Below are 16,700 nucleotides of genomic sequence, written 5' to 3' on the forward strand. Positions count from 1 at the left end.
CACCGGAGGGGCGGCGGTGCAGAGCGTGCGCCGGCGGGCCGCCACATCATCGCTGCGGTTGTACGACAGCTGTTCGAGGTCGACGATTGTTACAGCCCTGCATTCGGAAGGAGGGCCATGAGCGAGCCGACGACCAATGCCCCGCCGATCGTGCTGATCCACGGGCTTTGGATGACCGCCAGAAGCTGGGATCGCTGGGCGCAGTATTACCGGGCGAAGGGCTACGAGGTGGTCGTGCCGACGTACCCAGGGTTCGAGATCGAGGTGGAGGCGCTGCGTGAAAAGCCCGAGATCATCGCCGCGGCATCCGTCCCCGAAACCCTCGACCATCTCAGCGACGTGGTCGAGAACCTGGACCGTCCTCCGATCATCATGGGCCACTCCTTCGGCGGGACCTTCACCCAACTCCTGGTCAACCGAGGGTTGGGCGCCGCCGCCGTGACGATCGACTCGGCGCCACCCGAGGGAGTGCGGGTGAACCCACCGTCTCAGATCAAGTCCCTGTTTCCGATCCTCGCCAACCCGGCCAACCGGCACCGCGCGGTGGGCTTCACCAAGGAGCAGTTCCACTACGCGTTCGCCAACACGTGCAGCAGGGAGGAGTCCGACGCGGCCTACGACCACCTCCACATCCCGGCGCCCGGCAGCTGGGTGTGGGCCTACGGCCTGATAGCCAACTGGAAGCCGGGCCACCAGGAGACCTGGGTCGACTACGACCTGGACGACCGGGCGCCGCTGCTGTTCATCATGGGCGGCAAGGACCACCTGATGCCGCCATCGGTGATCCGCTCCAACGCGAAGAAGTACCGCAACTCCGAGGCGCTGACCGAGACCTACGAGTTCCCGGACCGCTCACACTTCACCGGTGTCGAACCCGGCTGGGAGCAGGTGGCCGATTACGCGCTCGAATGGGCGACCAGCCACGCCCGAACCCAGACGAGCTGACAAACCGCATCGTCGTCATCGGCGGCACCGGCAACATCGGTTCGAAACTCGTGCCGCAACTCGCCCAGCACGGCCACGACACGGTGGCGGCAGCACCAACGACAGGGGTCAACACCCTCACCGGCGAAGGACTCACCGACGCGCTGGCCGGCGCATCCGTGGTGATCGATGTATCGAACTCGCCGTCCTTCGAAGACAGCACGGTGATGAGGTTGTTCGAGACCTCCACGCGCGATCTGCTCGCCGCCGAAGCCGCAGCCGACGTCGCCCACCACGTCGCACTATCGGTGGTGGGGGCCGAGCGATTGCCCGAGAGCGGCTACTTCCAGGCGAAAGTCGCTCAGGAGCAGCTGATCGATAAATCCTCGATCCCGTACTCGATCGTGCACGCGACACAGTTCTTCGAGTTCGTCGCGAGCGTCGCCGACGACGCCACCGCCGACGGCACGGTCCGGCTGGCCCCGGTGCTCTTCCAACCCATCGCGGGCGACGACGTCGCCCAGGCGGTGGACCGAATCTCGACCGGGCCGCCGCTGAACGGCAGGGTCGACGTCGCCGGGCCCGAGCGGTTCCAGATGGACGAGTTCTTCCGGCAGGCCCTAGCTGCCCGCAACGACCCGCGTGAGGTCGTCACGGACCCCCACGCCCGCTACTTCGGAGCCGAACTGAGCGAGGGAACTCTGGTGCCGGGCAGCGACGCGATCCTCGGCGAGACCCGCTACAGCGACTGGCCGGGCCGGACAGCGGCCTGACGGTCCCCGACCTACGCCTCCCGGGCCCCGTATCGACGAGGCGGAAGCGGAGCGCGTCGCGGCTACCGAAGCCCGCAACCGCGACCGCGTGGGACGGTTGCGTTCGTCCGCAGACAACGCGCAGGCGCACTGGCCGCCAGCACGCCGACACCGGGGACCTCGTCACCACCCATCCAACCGCCAACCCGGTGAACCTATGCGGTCACAGCACTAGATACGGGGAGGTGTCCAAATGAAGGCGATTGTGGTGACGGATCAGGCCGCGAGGACGGCCAGGATGAAGCTGGTGGAGCGGCCCGAGCCGGATGCGGAGAGGCTCGCCAGCCTCTCGGGCGCGAACTACGGCGATGTCGTCGTCGAAGTTCATGCGTCGGGATTCACCGGGAATGAGCTGGAGTGGCCCTCGACCTGGACCGATCGCCTCGGCCGCCGACCGCACGCCGTCGATCCCCGGCCACGAGCTGGCCGGAGTGGTCACCGCCCTCAGCTATGGCACAACCGCCCTGTCGGTTAGGACAGCGGGTGTTCGGCCTCACGGACTGGACGCGCGACGGCACCCTCGCGGAGTATGTCGTCGTCGAGGCACGCGCCCTTGCGCCGCTGCCGAGCCACAGGCACGGTCCATCAGCGGACGAATCCACCATGCACGCGCGAAGGCCTGCACGCATCCCGTCGCCACGCACATTCGGCGCGGGCGACGGCATCGACGCCGTCGAATGCCTCGTGGCCGGGACTGCCAGTGGCTCACGGCCTTGTGCCCGGGTGCCGGAGCTTGGTCTTATGCCGTGCTCACGGCGCCTACCTGCCGTTTCCCGCTGATGTGCCCTGCGGCAGACGAAGCGCTCTCGGGCTGCGGGTAGTGCTCAGCCCTGGCGGGCCGGGCCGGTGCCTGCCTGGCCCGCGTCTTTGGGGCGGCCGTGAGCCGGAGCACGGTCCCGCGCCTGGTCGACGTTCGTCCGGAACCGGGGGTGCCCGCGCCGCGCGTGGGCGGTCGCGACGAATCAATCCGCCTCCTTCTCGGGCCCCGATCTTGCGGATCCCCGTGAACGGTTCAGCAATGGCAAGGCCGTCAGAGGAAACACGACCACTGACAGCAGGCCTGCCGCCACCAGCGCGGCGGCGTTAGCCGGTCGGATTGCCTCCAACTTCAAGCCGATCGTCGTCGCAGCCACGATGACCGGGAGCGAGGTGGCCTGCAAGAGTCCGCTGGCCATGACCTCGGCGCGCGAGAGGCCGGCGCTGTGGTAGACCAACGCGGGCACTCCACGAACGAGGAGGAGCGCGGCAAGGAACATGGGTACCCGCAACGCCGTTCCGGCGTCCGCGAACAGGGCTCCAAGGTCGAACTGGATGCCGCTCGTCACGAAGAAGACCGGGATGAGAAAGCCATAGCCGAGGCCCTCCAGTTTGACGTGGAACTGCGGGTGCGTCTGTTCGGAGTCGGGGTCGACCAGCCGTAGCACGGCCCCTGCGATGAAGGCACCCAGAACGGCCTCGAATCCGAGATGCAGGGCGACCGCGGACAGACCAACGATCAGAACCATTGTCAAGCGGACCCTGACTTGAGCGCTCGTGTCCGCCAGGTTCATCACCGTCTGGGACAGCCACATGGAGCGTCCTGCGCGTATTGAGGCCACCACGATGAGCACCATCAGGCAAGCAAGGCCGAGCAGGAGAAGCAGCCTGGAAGCCGGGCCCGATGCATGCTCGGAGAAGAACAGCGACAGCAGCACCACAGCGCTGATCTCACCTGCCGAGCCTCCACCGATGGTCAGCTGGCCAACTGGCCGGTCGACCGCGCCGGCGTCCTCGAGGATCGGGACCAGAAGTCCCAGAGACGTGGCCACCAGCGCGGTGCCGAGGAGCAGCGGGCTCTCGAACAACCCGGCGATGTGCAGCATCCAGCCGACGGCTGCGGCCAGCGCAAGTGTGCCGGCCAGACCAATGCCGACGAGCCTCGCCCGCGGCCCGCGTAGTTGCTTGAAGTCGATCTCGAGCCCGGCAAGGAACAACAGGAAGCACAGTCCAATGATCGACAAGGCCTGAACGGTGGCGTCCGGCTGCACCACATTCAGCACCGCCGGGCCAAGAACGACGCCAGCCACGATCTCGAGGACCGGGCCCGGGAGAGGGACGCGGGGCACCAGGGCGAGGAGGAAGGGGACGCCGGCGGCTACCGCGAGAACGATGACCAGGTTGTCGTACGACATCGTGACTCCGGCGGCCGGTCGGCGGGGCAAGGTTCTGACCCAGATTGCCCCATCCGCGATGGTGTTATGGCCGGTCGAAGAACGAGAAGGTCACTGATATCCAACGGAGATCCGTGGGTCTGGAACGAACCTCCAGGGTGCGGTGGCTGCGGGCCTCACTGATGTGGGGGCGTGGAGCGTTCAGGCTCCGGCAGTGTCGACGATGATGTTGGTGCGACCGTCAAGGTGGCCGATTCCACCGTGTACGCCACGGTCGGCGGCTTCCGGGCTGCTGATCGTGACGGAGGCGAGAATGCTCACAGTTGGTTACGCTGTCGATACGATGGGTGGTGAGCGACGCATGGTCACGCGCGGATTCACGGGACGTCCTCGACGCACGGAAGGCGCGGTCCCGCCGGGGCAGTTCGTCACCAGTGACTTCCCGGTCCTCACGGCGGGCCCGACCCAGCACGTACCGACCCGCGCGTGGGAGCTGGTGGTCACCGACGGGACCACGGAGAGGACCTACGCGTGGGCATCGCTGCGCGATCTGGGCGTGGTGGACCTGACCACCGACATTCACTGCGTCACGCACTGGTCCAAGCTGGGGACGACCTGGCAGGGCGTTCCGGTGGCGGCCGTGCTGGAGGACGCCGGGGTGGCCGACGAGCCCTACGCGCTGGTGTCCTCGTACGGCGGCTACACCACGAACGTCCCGGTGGAGGACCTGGTGGACCGCGACGCGATAGTCGCGGTGGGCTACGAGGGCGGTCCGATCCCGGCCGAGCACGGCGGGCCGGTCCGGCTGCTGGTGCCGCACCTGTATCTGTGGAAGTCTGCCAAGTGGTTGCGCGGGATCCGGGTGATGCCCGAGGACGAGCTAGGGTTCTGGGAGAACGCCGGCTACCACCACCGCGGTGACCCGTTCCTCGAACAGCGCTACTACGGTGACTGACCGTTCAGCCATGCCACCGCGCGTGCGCCCCGTTCACGGCTGGCGAGCCGCCACTGTGGCCGGTACGGCGCGTGAGAGCGCCTCGGCGCGCAGCATCCGGCTCGCCGTCGCCGGCTGGCCGGGGCATGTCGCCGGCCAGCACATCGACGTCCGGCTCACCGCCGAGGACGGGTACCAGGCCACCCGCAGCTTCTCGCTGTCCTCCGCGCCCGGGGAGGCGCCGCAGATCACCGTGGAACGCGTGGACGACGGCGAAGTGTCTCCGTACCTGGTCGACGTCGCCACCGACGGTGATGCCCTGGAGGTCATGGGACCGGTGGGGGGCTATTTCGTGTGGCAGCCCGGCGACGACGTACCGCTGCTCCTGGTCGCCGGCGGCTCCGGCATCGCGCCGATGCGCGCCATCTGGCGGGCCGCCCGCGCTCACGGCACTCCGGTGCGACTGGTGTACTCCGCGCGCACCGCGGACCGGGTCATCTTCGCCGACGAGCTGCGCAGTCCCAACGGGCCGGAGAGCACCGTCCACCTGACCCGGGAACGCGCGGCGGGGTTCGAGCACGGCCGGCTGAGAGCCGAGCAGCTGAGCGCGCTGCTTCGTCCGGGTGGTGTTCGCGAGCCGCGGCTGCGGGCTTACGTGTCCGGCCCGACCGCCTTCGTCGAGGAAGCCGCCCGCGGACTGATCGGCGCCGGCTTGGACGCCGACTCGTTGAGGACCGAGAGGTTCGGATAGGAGGCCCGCAGTGAACGCAGAGGAAGACCTCCTCTCCGTGCCCCCGGAGGACGGCTATGTGGACGGCAACGCCGTCGCCGGGGCGATGTCCCTGGCTCTGGGCCGGGACGCAACCACGATCGTCCTGGAGTGTGCCGAGTGCGGGGATCGGCACCGCGTCGCCGAGTCCAGGGTCTATCTGCGCTGTCCCGGCATGGTGGTGCGCTGTCCGGCGTGCTCGGCGTGCGAGGTGCTGCTCGTCGACCGACCACGCCGGCTCCAGCTCACCCTGATGTCGGTCCGTACCTTGGGGCTGCCGTGACCCCCGCCCCGCCGGGCGAAGACCTAGAGGCGGTGGCCGAGCGGCGTGCTCGGGCGGCCCGGTCGCTGGCATGCGCGGACATCGTCGACGCCCTCGGACGAATCCATCGGCACCACGCACACATTCACGACCTCGTCACTCCGACACCAGGCCGGGTCCTGTTCGGGCCGGCGGTCACGATCTCCTTCTTGCCCTCCTGTTCGGTGATGGTGGACCCCGAGACCCACACCTTCGGCGCTCTGCTGCAGTCCTACCCCTTCGCGGCCTACTGTTCCGCGGAGGCAGTACGTCTTCGCCGACGACTCCGGCGCGGTGGTGATCCCCGAACCCGACATCGACGCCGTGCTCGACGGAGCCGTGACGGTGGGCAAGGAGGAGGCCGCGTTCCGTGCCAGGGTCGAGCAGGAGCGCACAACCGGCGGAGCCGGCACCGAAGGACAGTGAGAACGCTGACACACCAGGGCAACGAGGGACGTCACTCCGGCCGAAGCGGGCTCTGCGAGTCAAGCTCGCTCGGGGCGCCATGACCTCGCGTCGCCGACATGGTCGGATCGCGCGGTTCCCGGTGTTCCTGCCCGACCCGGCCGGTAGTGTTGCGCTGGTCAGGATGGGGGATGTCAGCAGCCGTTGAGGACCGAGGACAGGGCGCTCTTCTCGGTGGAGTCGACCGACATGCCGTAGTAGTTCACCTGGACCCAGGCGCGGGCGTAGGTGCAGCGGTACGCGGTGCGGGAGGGCCACCAGGTGCCAGGGTCTTGGTCGCCCGCTGTGGGAGGCCCTCGCCCACGAGGCCGTCACCGGCCCGCTCGAGCACTCCCAGGCCCTCGCCGTAACCCTCGCGCACGCCGCCCAGGCCGTCACCCGCCCAGTGTTCGACCCCACCGGCGTCGACGACCTCACGGCAGACTGGACGACAGCCCAGCGCACCACCGGTGATACCGCACAGAGCAGGCCCCGGTCAGCCGTATGCGGCAACACGAGTTCAACCTCAGTAATCGGTGGGTGACCGGGGAGTCGTCGACACCCTAAGGACAGAGGTTGGGTGTGCGGGGGTGGCTGGGAGGTGTGCGGCGGAGTGACGGCAAAGGATCATGTGCCGTCGGCTCCGGTAGCATCGGCGACATGTCCGGTGCTTCCTGCGCGGCTGCTTGTGCCGCGGTGACGAGGACGCTCCGCTAGCGGCGGGGCGTTCTCTCACTTCTGTTGAACGTTCTGCCGCTCCGTGGTTGGACCGGAGCGGCATGTTCGTGCTGCTCGGAACTTCTTCTGGGCAACGGAGCAGTCGGTGTTTTCAGGCATTCTCTCTTCGCGCCGGGACGGATCGTCCCCAGTACGTGCGTGGCTGGTGCTGTGCTGCATGGCCATGCTGCAGTTCTTCATCGCGGTCGACGTGACCGTGGTCAATGTCGCCCTACCCTCCATCGGCGCCGATTTCGGGGTCGACGGGCACGCCCTGACGTGGGTCGTGGTCGGGTACACGATCACCGGCGGCGGGCTGCTGATGCTCGGCGGCCGGCTGGGCGACGTGCTCGGCAGACGCCGCATCCTCCTGCTCGGCACAACGCTCTTCGGCACCGCGTCATTGCTGGCCGGGCTCGCGCCATCCTTCGCCGTGCTGGTGACAGCCCGGCTGATGCAGGGTGCCGGAGAAGCGATCGCGCTTCCGGCAGCGATGGCAGTGATCGTGCTCATGTTCCCCGAGGGGCCGCTCAGGTCGCGGGCGCTGAGCGTGTGGGCGGCCGTCGCAAGCTGCGGCCTCGTTTTCGGATTCGTGGTCTCCGGGATCATCACCGAGCTGCTCGGCTGGCGGTGGATCTTCCTGGTGTCCGTGCCGTTCATCCTGGTCGTGCTCGTTGCCGCGGCCCTCCTCGTGCCGAGCGAAGGGACCGCCGAGCCCACACCACTGGACCTTCCCGGTTCGCTCCTGCTGATCGCGGCTCCGCTGCTGTTCACCCTCGGCGTCATCGCGGCAGGAGAGGCGGACAGCACGTTGCCATGGCTGCCGCCGACGGCGTTGGCCGGCGCGGTGGCGGCCGGAGCCCTGTTCGTCAAGGTCGAGCGCCGTTCACGGAACCCGCTCGTGCCGCTGCGGTTCTTCCGCAACCGGCCGCGTGTCCTGGCCAACCTCGCCACGGCTCTGCTGAGCGCGGCACTGTCAACCTCGTTCCTGCTGTTCACCTACTACCTGCAGGATCGGTTGGGTGCCGGCCCGCTCCAGGCCGGTCTGGCCATGCTGCCCCTGGCGGTGTCCCTGGTTGTGGCCTCGGTGCTGGTTCCTCGGCTGCTCGGAGGGTGGGGCGCCCGGGCCTGTGTCCTGGCCGGGATCGGCTTCACCGTGCTGGCGATGGCAGCCATCGCTCTGGTCTCCGCCCTCGGGGCCACAGGCTGGGCGATGATTCCGGCCATGACGCTCATCGCGGCCGGGATGGGGTTCGGGATCGTCGGGCTGCAGTACGTCGCGGTGACCGGCGTGACCGGGGACGACGCCGGCATCGCCTCCGGCATCCAGCGAGCCGCCGACCAACTGGGCGGTTCCACCGGTGTCACGCTCTACGTCGGCATCGGGTTCGCTCCCGCTCTGGACGGTACCGACCCGTTCCTCGCCAGTAGCTCCCTCGCCGTCGCTGGGCTCGCTGTGGCTGGGTGCGTCGCCTGGCGAATCTCCCTGCCCGCCGCGGTGAGGGAGGAAACGCCCGGGTGATCTTGGACAGAGCTGCGCTCGTCCGGCGGTCCGGCTGGGCCGGGCGCAGCCCTGGAAAACAACAGGTCCACGATCACCACCGGCCAAGCAGAAGGTCACGTGCCCGTCCTGCCTCATCCATCACCGACCCTCTGTGGAGCGGCCGCTTCCCGTTGTCCGCGTACATCAGCTACCACGACGTGTGTTGTGGGTTGGTCATCTGCCCAATGTCCACGACGCCTGCGGTCTCAATAGGGTGAGGGCGAGTATCAACTCTCGGAGCCGCCGACGCCATGATCAAGAACTCCATGCGGTTTTTGAGGTCAGCCGCGTCTTGGCCGTGTGATGTCACGGGCTCTGGTGTCGACGTACCGCAGGACGGCCATGACTCGGCGATCGCTGTCGTCGGTGGGGTGGAGCCCGAGCTTGGCGAAGATGTTCCGGATGTGCTTGTGTACCGCGCGTTCGGTGATGACGAGCCGCGCGGCGAAAGCAGCATTGCCCAGTCCTTGTGCCATCAGTGAGAGCACCTCGTGCTCCCGTGCCGTCAGCCGACGGATGGTCTCGTGCACGTGGTGGCGGGCGAACAGGCGTGCCACCAAGTCGGGGTCGATGGCCGTGCCACCTGACGCGACCCGGTGCAGTGCGGCCCAGGTTGGTGACGAGGCCCAGGCCCGGGCGACGCAGCAGCGGGCCGCGACATGCGCGACGAAGTCTTCGAGCCAGGCGGGCGGATCGGAGAGTTGGTCGCGGAGGTGTTTGCCGCGGATGAAGGGGCGGCCGGGGTGCCGTTGCCAGCAGGCCGAGCACAAGCCCAGTCCGGCATGCCGCCGCAGCTGGCCGCACTCAGGCAGATCCGGGGCGGCTGTTTCGGCGTACCTGGAGCGGAGCACGACCGCACCAGCCGGTGTCCTCGCGCAGACAGCCCAGCTTGCCGCAGCGCGGGCAGAGCTGATGGGCGGCGAGCCGCTTGCTCGGTCTCGGCCAGGATCCCGCGCTCGGCGAGCCGCTTGAGCTTCAGGCGGGTGTTCTTGCTGTTGTTGGGCGCGATCTCCAGATCCATCGCCTCGCAACCTGCCGCGCCCGCAGTGGCGTGTCGGCCGCGGCGAGCACCACCATGCTGGTAGGCCGGATGGCCCGGCAGTTGCGGGGCCGGCCGCGCGGGCGGCTGCGGATCGGGCAGCTCCAGGAGCGTCTTGCCGTAGCGGCGAAAGCAGGCGGTGTGCGCCCTCGGCCACTTCCCCGGACAGGGCGATGCCGACGAGAAACGCGCCGAGGGCCGCTGAGACCTACAGCCCTTGCGCGATACCGGCGACGAGGAGGGTGAGGCCGAGAACACCAGCTTCTCGGGTCCGCGCTGGAGACGAACCGGGAGACGTGCCGCCCGTAGCGCACCGCGAGCAGGAGCACCAGACCGGCGACGCCAAGAGCGATGGCCAGTGTGATGCTGCCGGCGGCGAGGCTGGCCCTGGCCAGGAAGGCGGTGATGATCGGCAGGTAGACGGCCATGGAGAGGTCTTCGAGGACCAGGATGCTCAGGAACACCGGTGTCTCCCGGTTGCCGAGCCGTCCGAGGTCGCCGAGCACCTTGGCGATGACGCCGGAGGAGGAGACCCAGGTGACGCCGGCCAGTACGACCGCTGTCACGGGGCCGCAGCCCAGGAATGCGGTCGACGCCCGATGCGGCGAAGAACGCCGCGGCCCGGCGTAGGAGCCTGCGCAGGTGGTGGCCGTCTCGGACGGGTGTGTCTCGCTGCAGGGCGGCTGTGGTCGTCGAATGACGGAGTGGACGTACCCGGAGCCAGCGCTGCTGCGGCGGGCGCGGGCGGCCTTTCGGCCCAGGACCTTGTGGCCGCTGCCGTCGGGGATCCAGCCGGGGTCGGCGAGCTGGGCCGAGTTTGCGCACCGGTCGCAGGCGGCGTACCCGGGCCTACACCGCTGTCGCGGTGTGGAGTCGTCAGTCGTCGGCTGAGCGGTTGTGCAGCCCTGGCTCGCCGTCTGTCCGCCAGCGGAGGATCCACTTGTGTGCCATGGCGCCGGGATTAGTCCTCTTCGGAGGTGGTGGGGCGCGTCCGGCCGGGCTCCGGGGCCTCGCCCAGCTGTGCACGAATGTGAAGCACGTCGCCGATGAACAGGTCGTAAACCAGTACTCCGATCACACCGCCAACGAGCGGCCCGACGATCGGAATCCACCAGTAGCCGCTGAACGCCCCTGCCAAGCTGCCCGGAAACGCCAGATCTTCCCAGCCCGCCATCCAGGTGAACAGGCGCGGTCCGAAGTCGCGGGCCGGGTTGATGGCGTATCCCGCATTCGCTCCGTAGGACATGCCGATGGCCGCCACGACAAATCCGATCACGAGCGGGCCGAGGTTCGCCTTCACGGCCGTGTTGCGCAGGTCGATGACTGCCACCACCAGCATGACCAGGAAGGCGGTGCCAACGATTTGGTCGATCAGGGGGCCCCAGATGCCGCCGTGGAAGAACGGCGCCGGGAAGGTGGCGAAGATCGAGAACGAGGCGAGTGTGTGCCCGTTGGTCTTGGGTCCTTTCATGGCGTCGTCGAAGGTGTTGATGGCGTCGTGGTACACGGCGTACACCAGTGCCGCCCCGGCCAGGGCGCCGAGCACCTGCGACACCCAGTAGGGGACGACCTTGACCCACGGGAACTTGCGACGAACAGCGAAGGCAAGGGTCACCGCCGGATTGATGTGCGCACCGCTGACCCCGCCGGCCACATAGATGCCGAAGACCACGGCCATGGCCCATCCCCAGGTGATCAGCAACCAGTCCCCGGCACCGAGGAAGAACGTGGTTGGCCCCTCAGTGCGCCCCGAGCCAGGCAGAGCCGCGACCGCCATCGCGACCACGCCGCAACCGAACGAGATGAGGACGAAGGTCCCCAGGAACTCCGCAAGGCATTCGCCCCACAAGCCTCCGCGGCGCCTGAGCCGAGAGGGCTTCAGCAGGGGCTGGATCTCGACGGCCATGTGATCCTCCCAGACATTCGTCCGGCCGCGTCTGAGCGCGGCTGCCCGCGCCGTTATGCGGCGGGGGGAACGGGATGCAATGGGTTCCCGCGTTCCTGCCGCCTGTTTTATCTTCATGCCGTGTCGCTAAGGTAAATCCGTGCTGCGGCCGCCGCGAGTCGACACCGGGGTGCTTCGGGTCAGGGGCCTGTCGAAGCGCGAGCGAATCGTCCGCATAACCACGTAAGGTGCTGCTCAGACTGCCTGCAGGCCCACCAGTACCCCAACGGTGGCTGGCCCAGCACCGGCCAGCCAGCCGGTGAACGCCCTCAGCCCGGCCATTCCGTACAGTTCGCCAGCCTAGGTATCGCGCGATTGCGTTTCCCAAAAAGACGCCCAACGTGAAGCAGCCACTGAAATTGATCACGAAAGCGGACCACGGAAAAGGGTAATGAGGCCACACTCTGAAAGTCCTTTTTCGAGGACGAGACGCAATGCTGCTCCGCCCACTGCACCCAAGAACATCATGACTGGCACCATGGGACGCATTCCTCTCCCCAATGTTCCTCGTCGGGCTTCCCGCCCACGCGGACTTGGCTGGCCCTGTAGCCGCCGTCGGCGTCGAGCGTGCCGTGGGCGGCACCGGATCCGGCGCCGGACCACTACCGGTTCGGCCCGCCCCACGCCGCCCCGGTGGTGACCCTCACTGCCAGACCGGCCAGGGCATGACGGGGCATTGAACCGCTCATCGGTGCATTTCGACGGGCTGGGCGGTGCGGATGATCGTTTGAAGAAGTCCTACCCCGACGATGACCACATCGGCGTCGATCGGGTGCCGTCGGGGTACTGCACCCCGTCCGCCGCGCCTCCGCTGCCGGTGATCTCGCCAACCCGCGTCCCGAACCGCACGTCCACACCGCGGTCGCGGTGCAGGTCCGCGAAACCTGGACGACCTCGCGGCCGAGGACGCGCAGCAGCGGCAACTCGGCCTCCGACTGGCCCCCACGATCACACACGCGTCGTTCGTGGGCACCGTCAGTTCCCTGCCACGGCTGCGGGCCGGCTCCGCAGCGTTTCGGCGAGTTGCTCGGCCAGCTCCTGCCAGCTGGCGTCGAACTTCGACACACCTTCGTCCTCAAGGGTTTGCACGAGGTCGTCGTAGTCCACGCCGACGGACCGCAAGCCGTCGAGAACCCGCTGAGCGTCACCGTAGTGGGCGCGGACCGAGTCGGCCGGTACGCGGCCGTGGTCGGCGACCGCGCGCAGCGTGGCCTCGGGCATGGTGTTGACCACGCCGGGTGCAACGAGCTCGGTCACGTAGCGGGTGTCGGGGTAGGCGGGATCCTTGACGGAGGTCGAAGCCCACAGCGGACGCTGGGGGTGGGCTCCCGCCTGTCGAAGGGCATGCCAGCGGGGTGAGGAGAAGACCTGTTCGTAGTGCTGGTAGGCCAGTCGCGCGTTGGCGATCGCCACCTGGCCGCGCAGTCGGGCCGCCTGGGTGGTGCCGGTCTTGTCCAGGCGTGCGTCTGCTTCAGCGTCGACGCGGGAGACGAAGAACGATGCCACCGAGCCGATCCCGGACAGCTCCCGGCCCGCATCGCGGGCGCGTTCCATCCCGTCGAGGAAGACGGCCATGACCTCGTCGTAGCGGGCGAGGGAGAAGATCAACGTGACGTTGATGCTGATTCCCTCGGCCAGGCACGCGGTGATCGCCGGCAGGCCCTGCCGGGCGGCCGGGATCTTCACGAACAGGTTGGGCCGGTCGACCAGCCACCACAGTGCCCGCGCCTCCGCGATCGTCGCCGCGGTGTCGTGCGCGAGCCGGGGGTCGACCTCGATGGAGACCCGCCCGTCGACGCCGTCCGTAGCGTCGTGGACGGGGCGCAGCACGTCGCACGCCCACCGGACGTCGGTTGTGGTCAGCGTCCGCAGCGCCTCACCGACCCCGACTCCGCGTGCCGACAGGTCACGGATCTGGCCGTCGTACGCGTCGCCGCTCGTGATGGCCTTGGCGAAGATCGTCGGATTGGTGGTCACCCCCACCACCCGGTCCCGCGTGACCAGGTCCTTCAGGCTCCCGGACACCAGTCGCTCCCGGCTGAGATCGTCCAGCCAGATCGACACTCCGGCATCGCTCAGTGTGATCAAGGGATTCATGACGCCGCCACTCCTCCCGCGCGCGAGGCGGAGTGAGGAGCTCAAGGCCCTGCTCGTCCGCGGCCCGCACCCGAGCTTGCCTCTCGCTCCATCGTCTCTGGAAGTCCAGCGGCCCGCAATCCGCTCCAGGCAGGCGCCGTGTCGGCCAGCCTGTGCGGCTCGCCGACCATCCCATACGCGCCGGGCGGGGCTGGCGCCGAAGACGCTTTGGGATGCTCGCACTGCGAGGGAAAATCGTTTGGGGTGTATTGGTATACAAGCCTGTGGCCGGTGCTACCGGACTCAAGGTCACCGACAGGGACCAACGCTCCCGTCTCTCAGCACCCAGCTTCTATCGAGACGCAGGCAGTCGCCATGAAGTCAGCGCTCACCGTGGGTCTGGCGTCGGCCGGCGGTTACTTCCTCGGCGACGTCAGCATGGACGTCGCATCACGGACCGAGCGGCCGGTGGTCCTCGTACGGCGAGCGTGGGGGAGAGGAGCCCGTCCCCCCCCCGTACACGAGGACAATTGGGTGGTGGTCGGCCTGAGCCTCCCAGATTCAAGCGACGATCTGTGCAAGTTCGCTTTCTCTACCGCCTCGCGCGCGGAGCGCCATCAGATTGGTGCACCACTCCCACCAGCCAGAGCCCGGCGACTGGCCGCAACCGTCCGCTGCCGCCGGGTGTCGCCCTGTCGACGGCGAATCTCGCCGATCGCGGTCATGAACACCAACGTGGCATGAACCATGGACACAAGGCAGCATCGCCGCGGGACAGGCCGCCACGCCCCCACCACGACGAGGTGCTGCACGACGCGGGCGCGGGGATTCCCCCGCCTCACGTACGAAGCGGGCGGCGCACCGCGCGAGCAGCCCGTCCGCTTCGACCAGGATCAGTACCAGCGCCGCAACGAGGTCGAGCGGACGACCAACCGCCTGAAGAGCTACCGCGCCGCCGCGACCCGCTTCGACAAACGGGCATACGTCTTCCTCGGCACCGTCACGGTGGCCGCGATCCGGCTCTGGCTCCGAGCGTGATGCGCCGACGGCGCCTCAGCCCGTGAAGGGATCTTCCACCGTCGGGATGTACGGGGTCAGCAGCGCCTCCGTGTGCTGAGTGACCATGCCTCGAACGAGCTTTAGCACGCGCACATCGTTCTCGTGTCCCGGTTCCTCGTCATCGCGAACGTGGAGGAGCCCGTAGGAACCAGGGGCTACCGCGGCCACATGCTCGAACAGTTCGACCACGTCAGGCGACGATCGGTGATTGGAATAGCCGCCGAGGTGGATGAACGGCTCGCCGTTCATCCACCTGAGGTCAAGCAAGTAAGGGCTGTCCATCTGGGCAATGCGAAGACGAAGCTCATCGACGATCTGCCGCAGCCGGGGCTCATCGGGGTCATCGGCCGCGGTCTCCCTGACCGTGATCCACCCGTGGTACTCAAACATCCTGCGATCGTAGTGAGATGGCCCGCTTCACCGTTCCAGCCGGAGCCATGATCCGCCGGACACGCCTTAGCGCTCTGACCGGAATCGATCACCGGATTGGTATCGACTGGCCTTGTGCCGGTTGGTGTCGACGGTCATGGAATTACCTACCCTGAAGTGGGTTCGGCATGAGATAATTCCCCACCCTCACGGTCACGTTTCCCCAGGGGATGACGGTCGCGCCGGGCGACGTACCGGCCTCCGCTGTCAGCCGTCGGCAGGCTGCTCAAGGGCAGGGCATGCTCATGTAGAGAGCTTGTTCGCCCGATGAGGGTGTGCCGTCGTAGAGCGTCGTGTCCAGGCCGCAGAAGGTGAATCCCAACCGCTGGTAGGCGTGGATCGCCGGGGCGTTGATGTTGGTGACTTCCAGCCAGATGTGCCCGGCGCCGGACTCACGGGCCAACTTGACGGCGTGGCCGATCAGGGCGCGGCCGACGCCCCGGCCCCGATGTGCCGGAGCGATTTCGATGTCCTCGATGACCAGCCGTCGGTTCCACGAAGCGTAGGAGACAGTGGCGAAGCCTGCCAGACTGCCATCGGTGCCGACGGCGACGAAGGTGCGGCTGTTCGGATCCTCCTCATCCACGGGGGCATCCGCGTCGTCGGTGTTCTCGGCTGGGAAGACCTTGTGGATGGGCGGGTCCACCGGGATTTCCTGAAGGGCGAACTCATTCTCGGTGATGGCCACCTGGAAGATGGTGTGGGTGGTGAAGGACCCGTCGAGTGCCTCGATGGCCTTGGTGTCCTCAGGCCGGGCAGTGCGGAACTCGTAGCCCATGTCGTCAACGGTCGTCATGGCATGAACCTATGACCGGTCCGACCGGCATGGATCGAGTTCTGGACGGCTTGCAACCCGGGCTGCCGGGCAGGCCGCGGCGACCAGCGCACCTGAGACAGGTCAATACTTTCGCCTTCGAAGAGTTCGGGCGGCTCGGCATCCGCCCCAGCGGCGGATCCTGCTGGGCGGAGAAGGGCAGGCCCGACCGGGTGCCGTGGATCTACCACCGCATCCACGGGGTCACGTCCTTCCACGGCTGCTACTCGTTCGGCGACGACACCCTGTGGGGCGTCAACCGGCGCCGCAAAGGGATCAACCCGATCTGGGCCGCACTCAAGACCATCCGGTCAGCGCGTCCCGACGGCGCCCCGATCTGCGTGCTCCTGAACAACCTGTCCGCCCACAAGGGCAGCAAGATCCGCCGATGAGCCCGGAAGGACAAGGTTGAGCTGTGCTTCACGCCCGCGAATGCCTCCTGGGCGCACCGGATCGAGACGCACTTCGGTCCGCTGCGGCAGTTCACCCCGACCAACTTCCTCCACCCCAACCACACCGTTCAGACAAGGGAGTTGCAGCGACGACTGCGCTGGCGCAACCAGAATGCCCGGCACCCCGGTACCCCGACGTCCTGGCAGCTCAGCGCCGTGAACGTGCCCGCATTCTCAGCGAGAAGAGGATTCGCCGGGGCCGCCCCACGCACCCAAGCAGCCTGCTCACCCCAACCGGCGCACCCTCACGGACAACTCACCAGTTGGAAGGGGTTGCCCTCTTGCCTCGCGA

The 16,700-nt window shown here is 67.9% G+C and carries 14 protein-coding genes and 4 pseudogenes; 10 read left to right on the top strand and 8 right to left on the bottom strand.

Going from position 1 to position 16,700, the window contains the following annotated elements:
- Positions 1 to 117 precede the first annotated feature (117 nt).
- The 3 genes and pseudogenes from NW895_RS33950 to NW895_RS33960 all read left to right on the top strand — a co-directional run.
- On the top strand, positions 118 to 945 hold the full coding sequence (locus NW895_RS33950) for an alpha/beta hydrolase (RefSeq protein WP_289940605.1): 828 nt from the start codon (positions 118 to 120) through the stop codon (positions 943 to 945).
- Positions 909 to 1,697 carry an SDR family oxidoreductase gene (locus tag NW895_RS33955; protein WP_289940606.1) on the top strand — a complete coding sequence of 263 codons (789 nt, stop codon included), beginning with the start codon at positions 909 to 911 and terminating at the stop codon, positions 1,695 to 1,697. Before NW895_RS33950 ends, NW895_RS33955 begins: the two co-directional genes overlap by 37 nt.
- A 232-nt stretch (positions 1,698 to 1,929) precedes the next feature.
- Positions 1,930 to 2,306, top strand: a pseudogene (locus tag NW895_RS33960) (alcohol dehydrogenase catalytic domain-containing protein); the annotation flags it as partial.
- 392 nt (positions 2,307 to 2,698) lie between these two features.
- On the opposite strand, the gene NW895_RS33965 reads toward NW895_RS33960, so the two are convergent.
- Complete coding sequence (locus NW895_RS33965) at positions 2,699 to 3,907, bottom strand: cation:proton antiporter (protein WP_289940607.1); 1,209 nt, start codon at positions 3,905 to 3,907, stop codon at positions 2,699 to 2,701.
- Positions 3,908 to 4,247: 340 nt separating this feature from the next.
- On the opposite strand from NW895_RS33965, the gene NW895_RS33970 reads away from it, so the two are divergent.
- From NW895_RS33970 to NW895_RS33990, 5 genes are all read left to right on the top strand, one after another.
- Positions 4,248 to 4,841 carry a molybdopterin-dependent oxidoreductase gene (locus NW895_RS33970; protein ID WP_289940608.1) on the top strand — a complete coding sequence of 198 codons (594 nt, stop codon included), beginning with the start codon at positions 4,248 to 4,250 and terminating at the stop codon, positions 4,839 to 4,841.
- Positions 4,842 to 4,851: 10 nt separating this feature from the next.
- Positions 4,852 to 5,571 (top strand): FAD-binding oxidoreductase, encoded by a 720-nt coding sequence (locus NW895_RS33975; protein ID WP_289940609.1) that lies wholly within the window; start codon positions 4,852 to 4,854, stop codon positions 5,569 to 5,571.
- A 10-nt stretch (positions 5,572 to 5,581) separates the two neighbouring features.
- Complete coding sequence (locus tag NW895_RS33980) at positions 5,582 to 5,872, top strand: DUF6510 family protein (protein WP_289940611.1); 291 nt, start codon at positions 5,582 to 5,584, stop codon at positions 5,870 to 5,872.
- A 312-nt stretch (positions 5,873 to 6,184) separates the two neighbouring features.
- Positions 6,185 to 6,316 carry a hypothetical protein gene (locus NW895_RS33985; protein WP_289940614.1) on the top strand — a complete coding sequence of 44 codons (132 nt, stop codon included), beginning with the start codon at positions 6,185 to 6,187 and terminating at the stop codon, positions 6,314 to 6,316.
- A gap of 913 nt (positions 6,317 to 7,229) precedes the next feature.
- On the top strand, positions 7,230 to 8,573 hold the full coding sequence (locus NW895_RS33990) for an MFS transporter (protein WP_289940615.1): 1,344 nt from the start codon (positions 7,230 to 7,232) through the stop codon (positions 8,571 to 8,573).
- 302 nt (positions 8,574 to 8,875) lie between these two features.
- Here the strand turns inward: NW895_RS33990 and NW895_RS33995 are convergent, their stop codons facing one another.
- From NW895_RS33995 to tal, 5 genes and pseudogenes are all read right to left on the bottom strand, one after another.
- The gene (locus NW895_RS33995; protein ID WP_289940673.1) at positions 8,876 to 9,445 is read right to left on the bottom strand and encodes a LuxR C-terminal-related transcriptional regulator; all 570 of its coding nucleotides are present in this window, start codon (positions 9,443 to 9,445) and stop codon (positions 8,876 to 8,878) included.
- 306 nt (positions 9,446 to 9,751) lie between these two features.
- Positions 9,752 to 10,214, bottom strand: a pseudogene (locus NW895_RS34000) (cation:proton antiporter); the annotation flags it as partial.
- Between the two features lies 1 nt (position 10,215).
- Positions 10,216 to 10,587: pseudogene (locus tag NW895_RS34005) on the bottom strand (IS481 family transposase); the annotation flags it as partial.
- Between the two features lie 7 nt (positions 10,588 to 10,594).
- Positions 10,595 to 11,539: an MIP/aquaporin family protein gene (locus tag NW895_RS34010; protein WP_289940617.1), complete on the bottom strand. Its 945-nt coding sequence runs from the start codon at positions 11,537 to 11,539 to the stop codon at positions 10,595 to 10,597.
- Between the two features lie 1,014 nt (positions 11,540 to 12,553).
- Positions 12,554 to 13,675 (bottom strand): transaldolase, encoded by a 1,122-nt coding sequence (tal, locus tag NW895_RS34015; protein WP_289940619.1) that lies wholly within the window; start codon positions 13,673 to 13,675, stop codon positions 12,554 to 12,556.
- Between the two features lie 726 nt (positions 13,676 to 14,401).
- Here tal and NW895_RS41335 point away from each other — a divergent pair.
- On the top strand, positions 14,402 to 14,692 hold the full coding sequence (locus tag NW895_RS41335; protein WP_354670141.1) for a transposase: 291 nt from the start codon (positions 14,402 to 14,404) through the stop codon (positions 14,690 to 14,692).
- Between the two features lie 15 nt (positions 14,693 to 14,707).
- On the opposite strand, the gene NW895_RS34025 is transcribed toward NW895_RS41335, so the two are convergent.
- A complete protein-coding gene (locus NW895_RS34025; RefSeq protein ID WP_289940620.1) occupies positions 14,708 to 15,103 on the bottom strand; it encodes an Imm7 family immunity protein in 396 nt (131 codons plus the stop codon).
- A 265-nt stretch (positions 15,104 to 15,368) separates the two neighbouring features.
- Entirely contained in the window at positions 15,369 to 15,938 is a 570-nt protein-coding gene (locus tag NW895_RS34030; RefSeq protein ID WP_289940621.1) for a GNAT family N-acetyltransferase, read from the bottom strand.
- Positions 15,939 to 16,045: 107 nt separating this feature from the next.
- Here NW895_RS34030 and NW895_RS34035 point away from each other — a divergent pair.
- Positions 16,046 to 16,608, top strand: a pseudogene (locus NW895_RS34035) (IS630 family transposase); the annotation flags it as partial.
- Positions 16,609 to 16,700 lie beyond the last annotated feature (92 nt).

Source organism: Streptomyces sp. S.PNR 29, assembly GCF_030386795.1.
In the GTDB taxonomy this organism is placed as follows: Bacteria; Actinomycetota; Actinomycetes; order Streptomycetales; family Streptomycetaceae; genus Streptomyces.

Bases quoted from the DNA above. Each gene is read 5' to 3' on its own strand.
- NW895_RS33970 (WP_289940608.1), top strand. From the start codon at position 4,248: ATGGTCACGCGCGGATTCACGGGACGTCCTCGACGCACGGAAGGCGCG.
- NW895_RS34030 (WP_289940621.1), bottom strand. From the start codon at position 15,938: ATGACGACCGTTGACGACATGGGCTACGAGTTCCGCACTGCCCGGCCT.
- NW895_RS41335 (WP_354670141.1), top strand. From the start codon at position 14,402: ATGGACACAAGGCAGCATCGCCGCGGGACAGGCCGCCACGCCCCCACC.
- NW895_RS33950 (WP_289940605.1), top strand. From the start codon at position 118: ATGAGCGAGCCGACGACCAATGCCCCGCCGATCGTGCTGATCCACGGG.
- NW895_RS34010 (WP_289940617.1), bottom strand. From the start codon at position 11,539: ATGGCCGTCGAGATCCAGCCCCTGCTGAAGCCCTCTCGGCTCAGGCGC.
- NW895_RS33965 (WP_289940607.1), bottom strand. From the start codon at position 3,907: ATGTCGTACGACAACCTGGTCATCGTTCTCGCGGTAGCCGCCGGCGTC.
- tal (WP_289940619.1), bottom strand. From the start codon at position 13,675: ATGAATCCCTTGATCACACTGAGCGATGCCGGAGTGTCGATCTGGCTG.
- NW895_RS33955 (WP_289940606.1), top strand. From the start codon at position 909: ATGGGCGACCAGCCACGCCCGAACCCAGACGAGCTGACAAACCGCATC.
- NW895_RS34025 (WP_289940620.1), bottom strand. From the start codon at position 15,103: ATGTTTGAGTACCACGGGTGGATCACGGTCAGGGAGACCGCGGCCGAT.
- NW895_RS33990 (WP_289940615.1), top strand. From the start codon at position 7,230: ATGGCCATGCTGCAGTTCTTCATCGCGGTCGACGTGACCGTGGTCAAT.
- NW895_RS33975 (WP_289940609.1), top strand. From the start codon at position 4,852: ATGCCACCGCGCGTGCGCCCCGTTCACGGCTGGCGAGCCGCCACTGTG.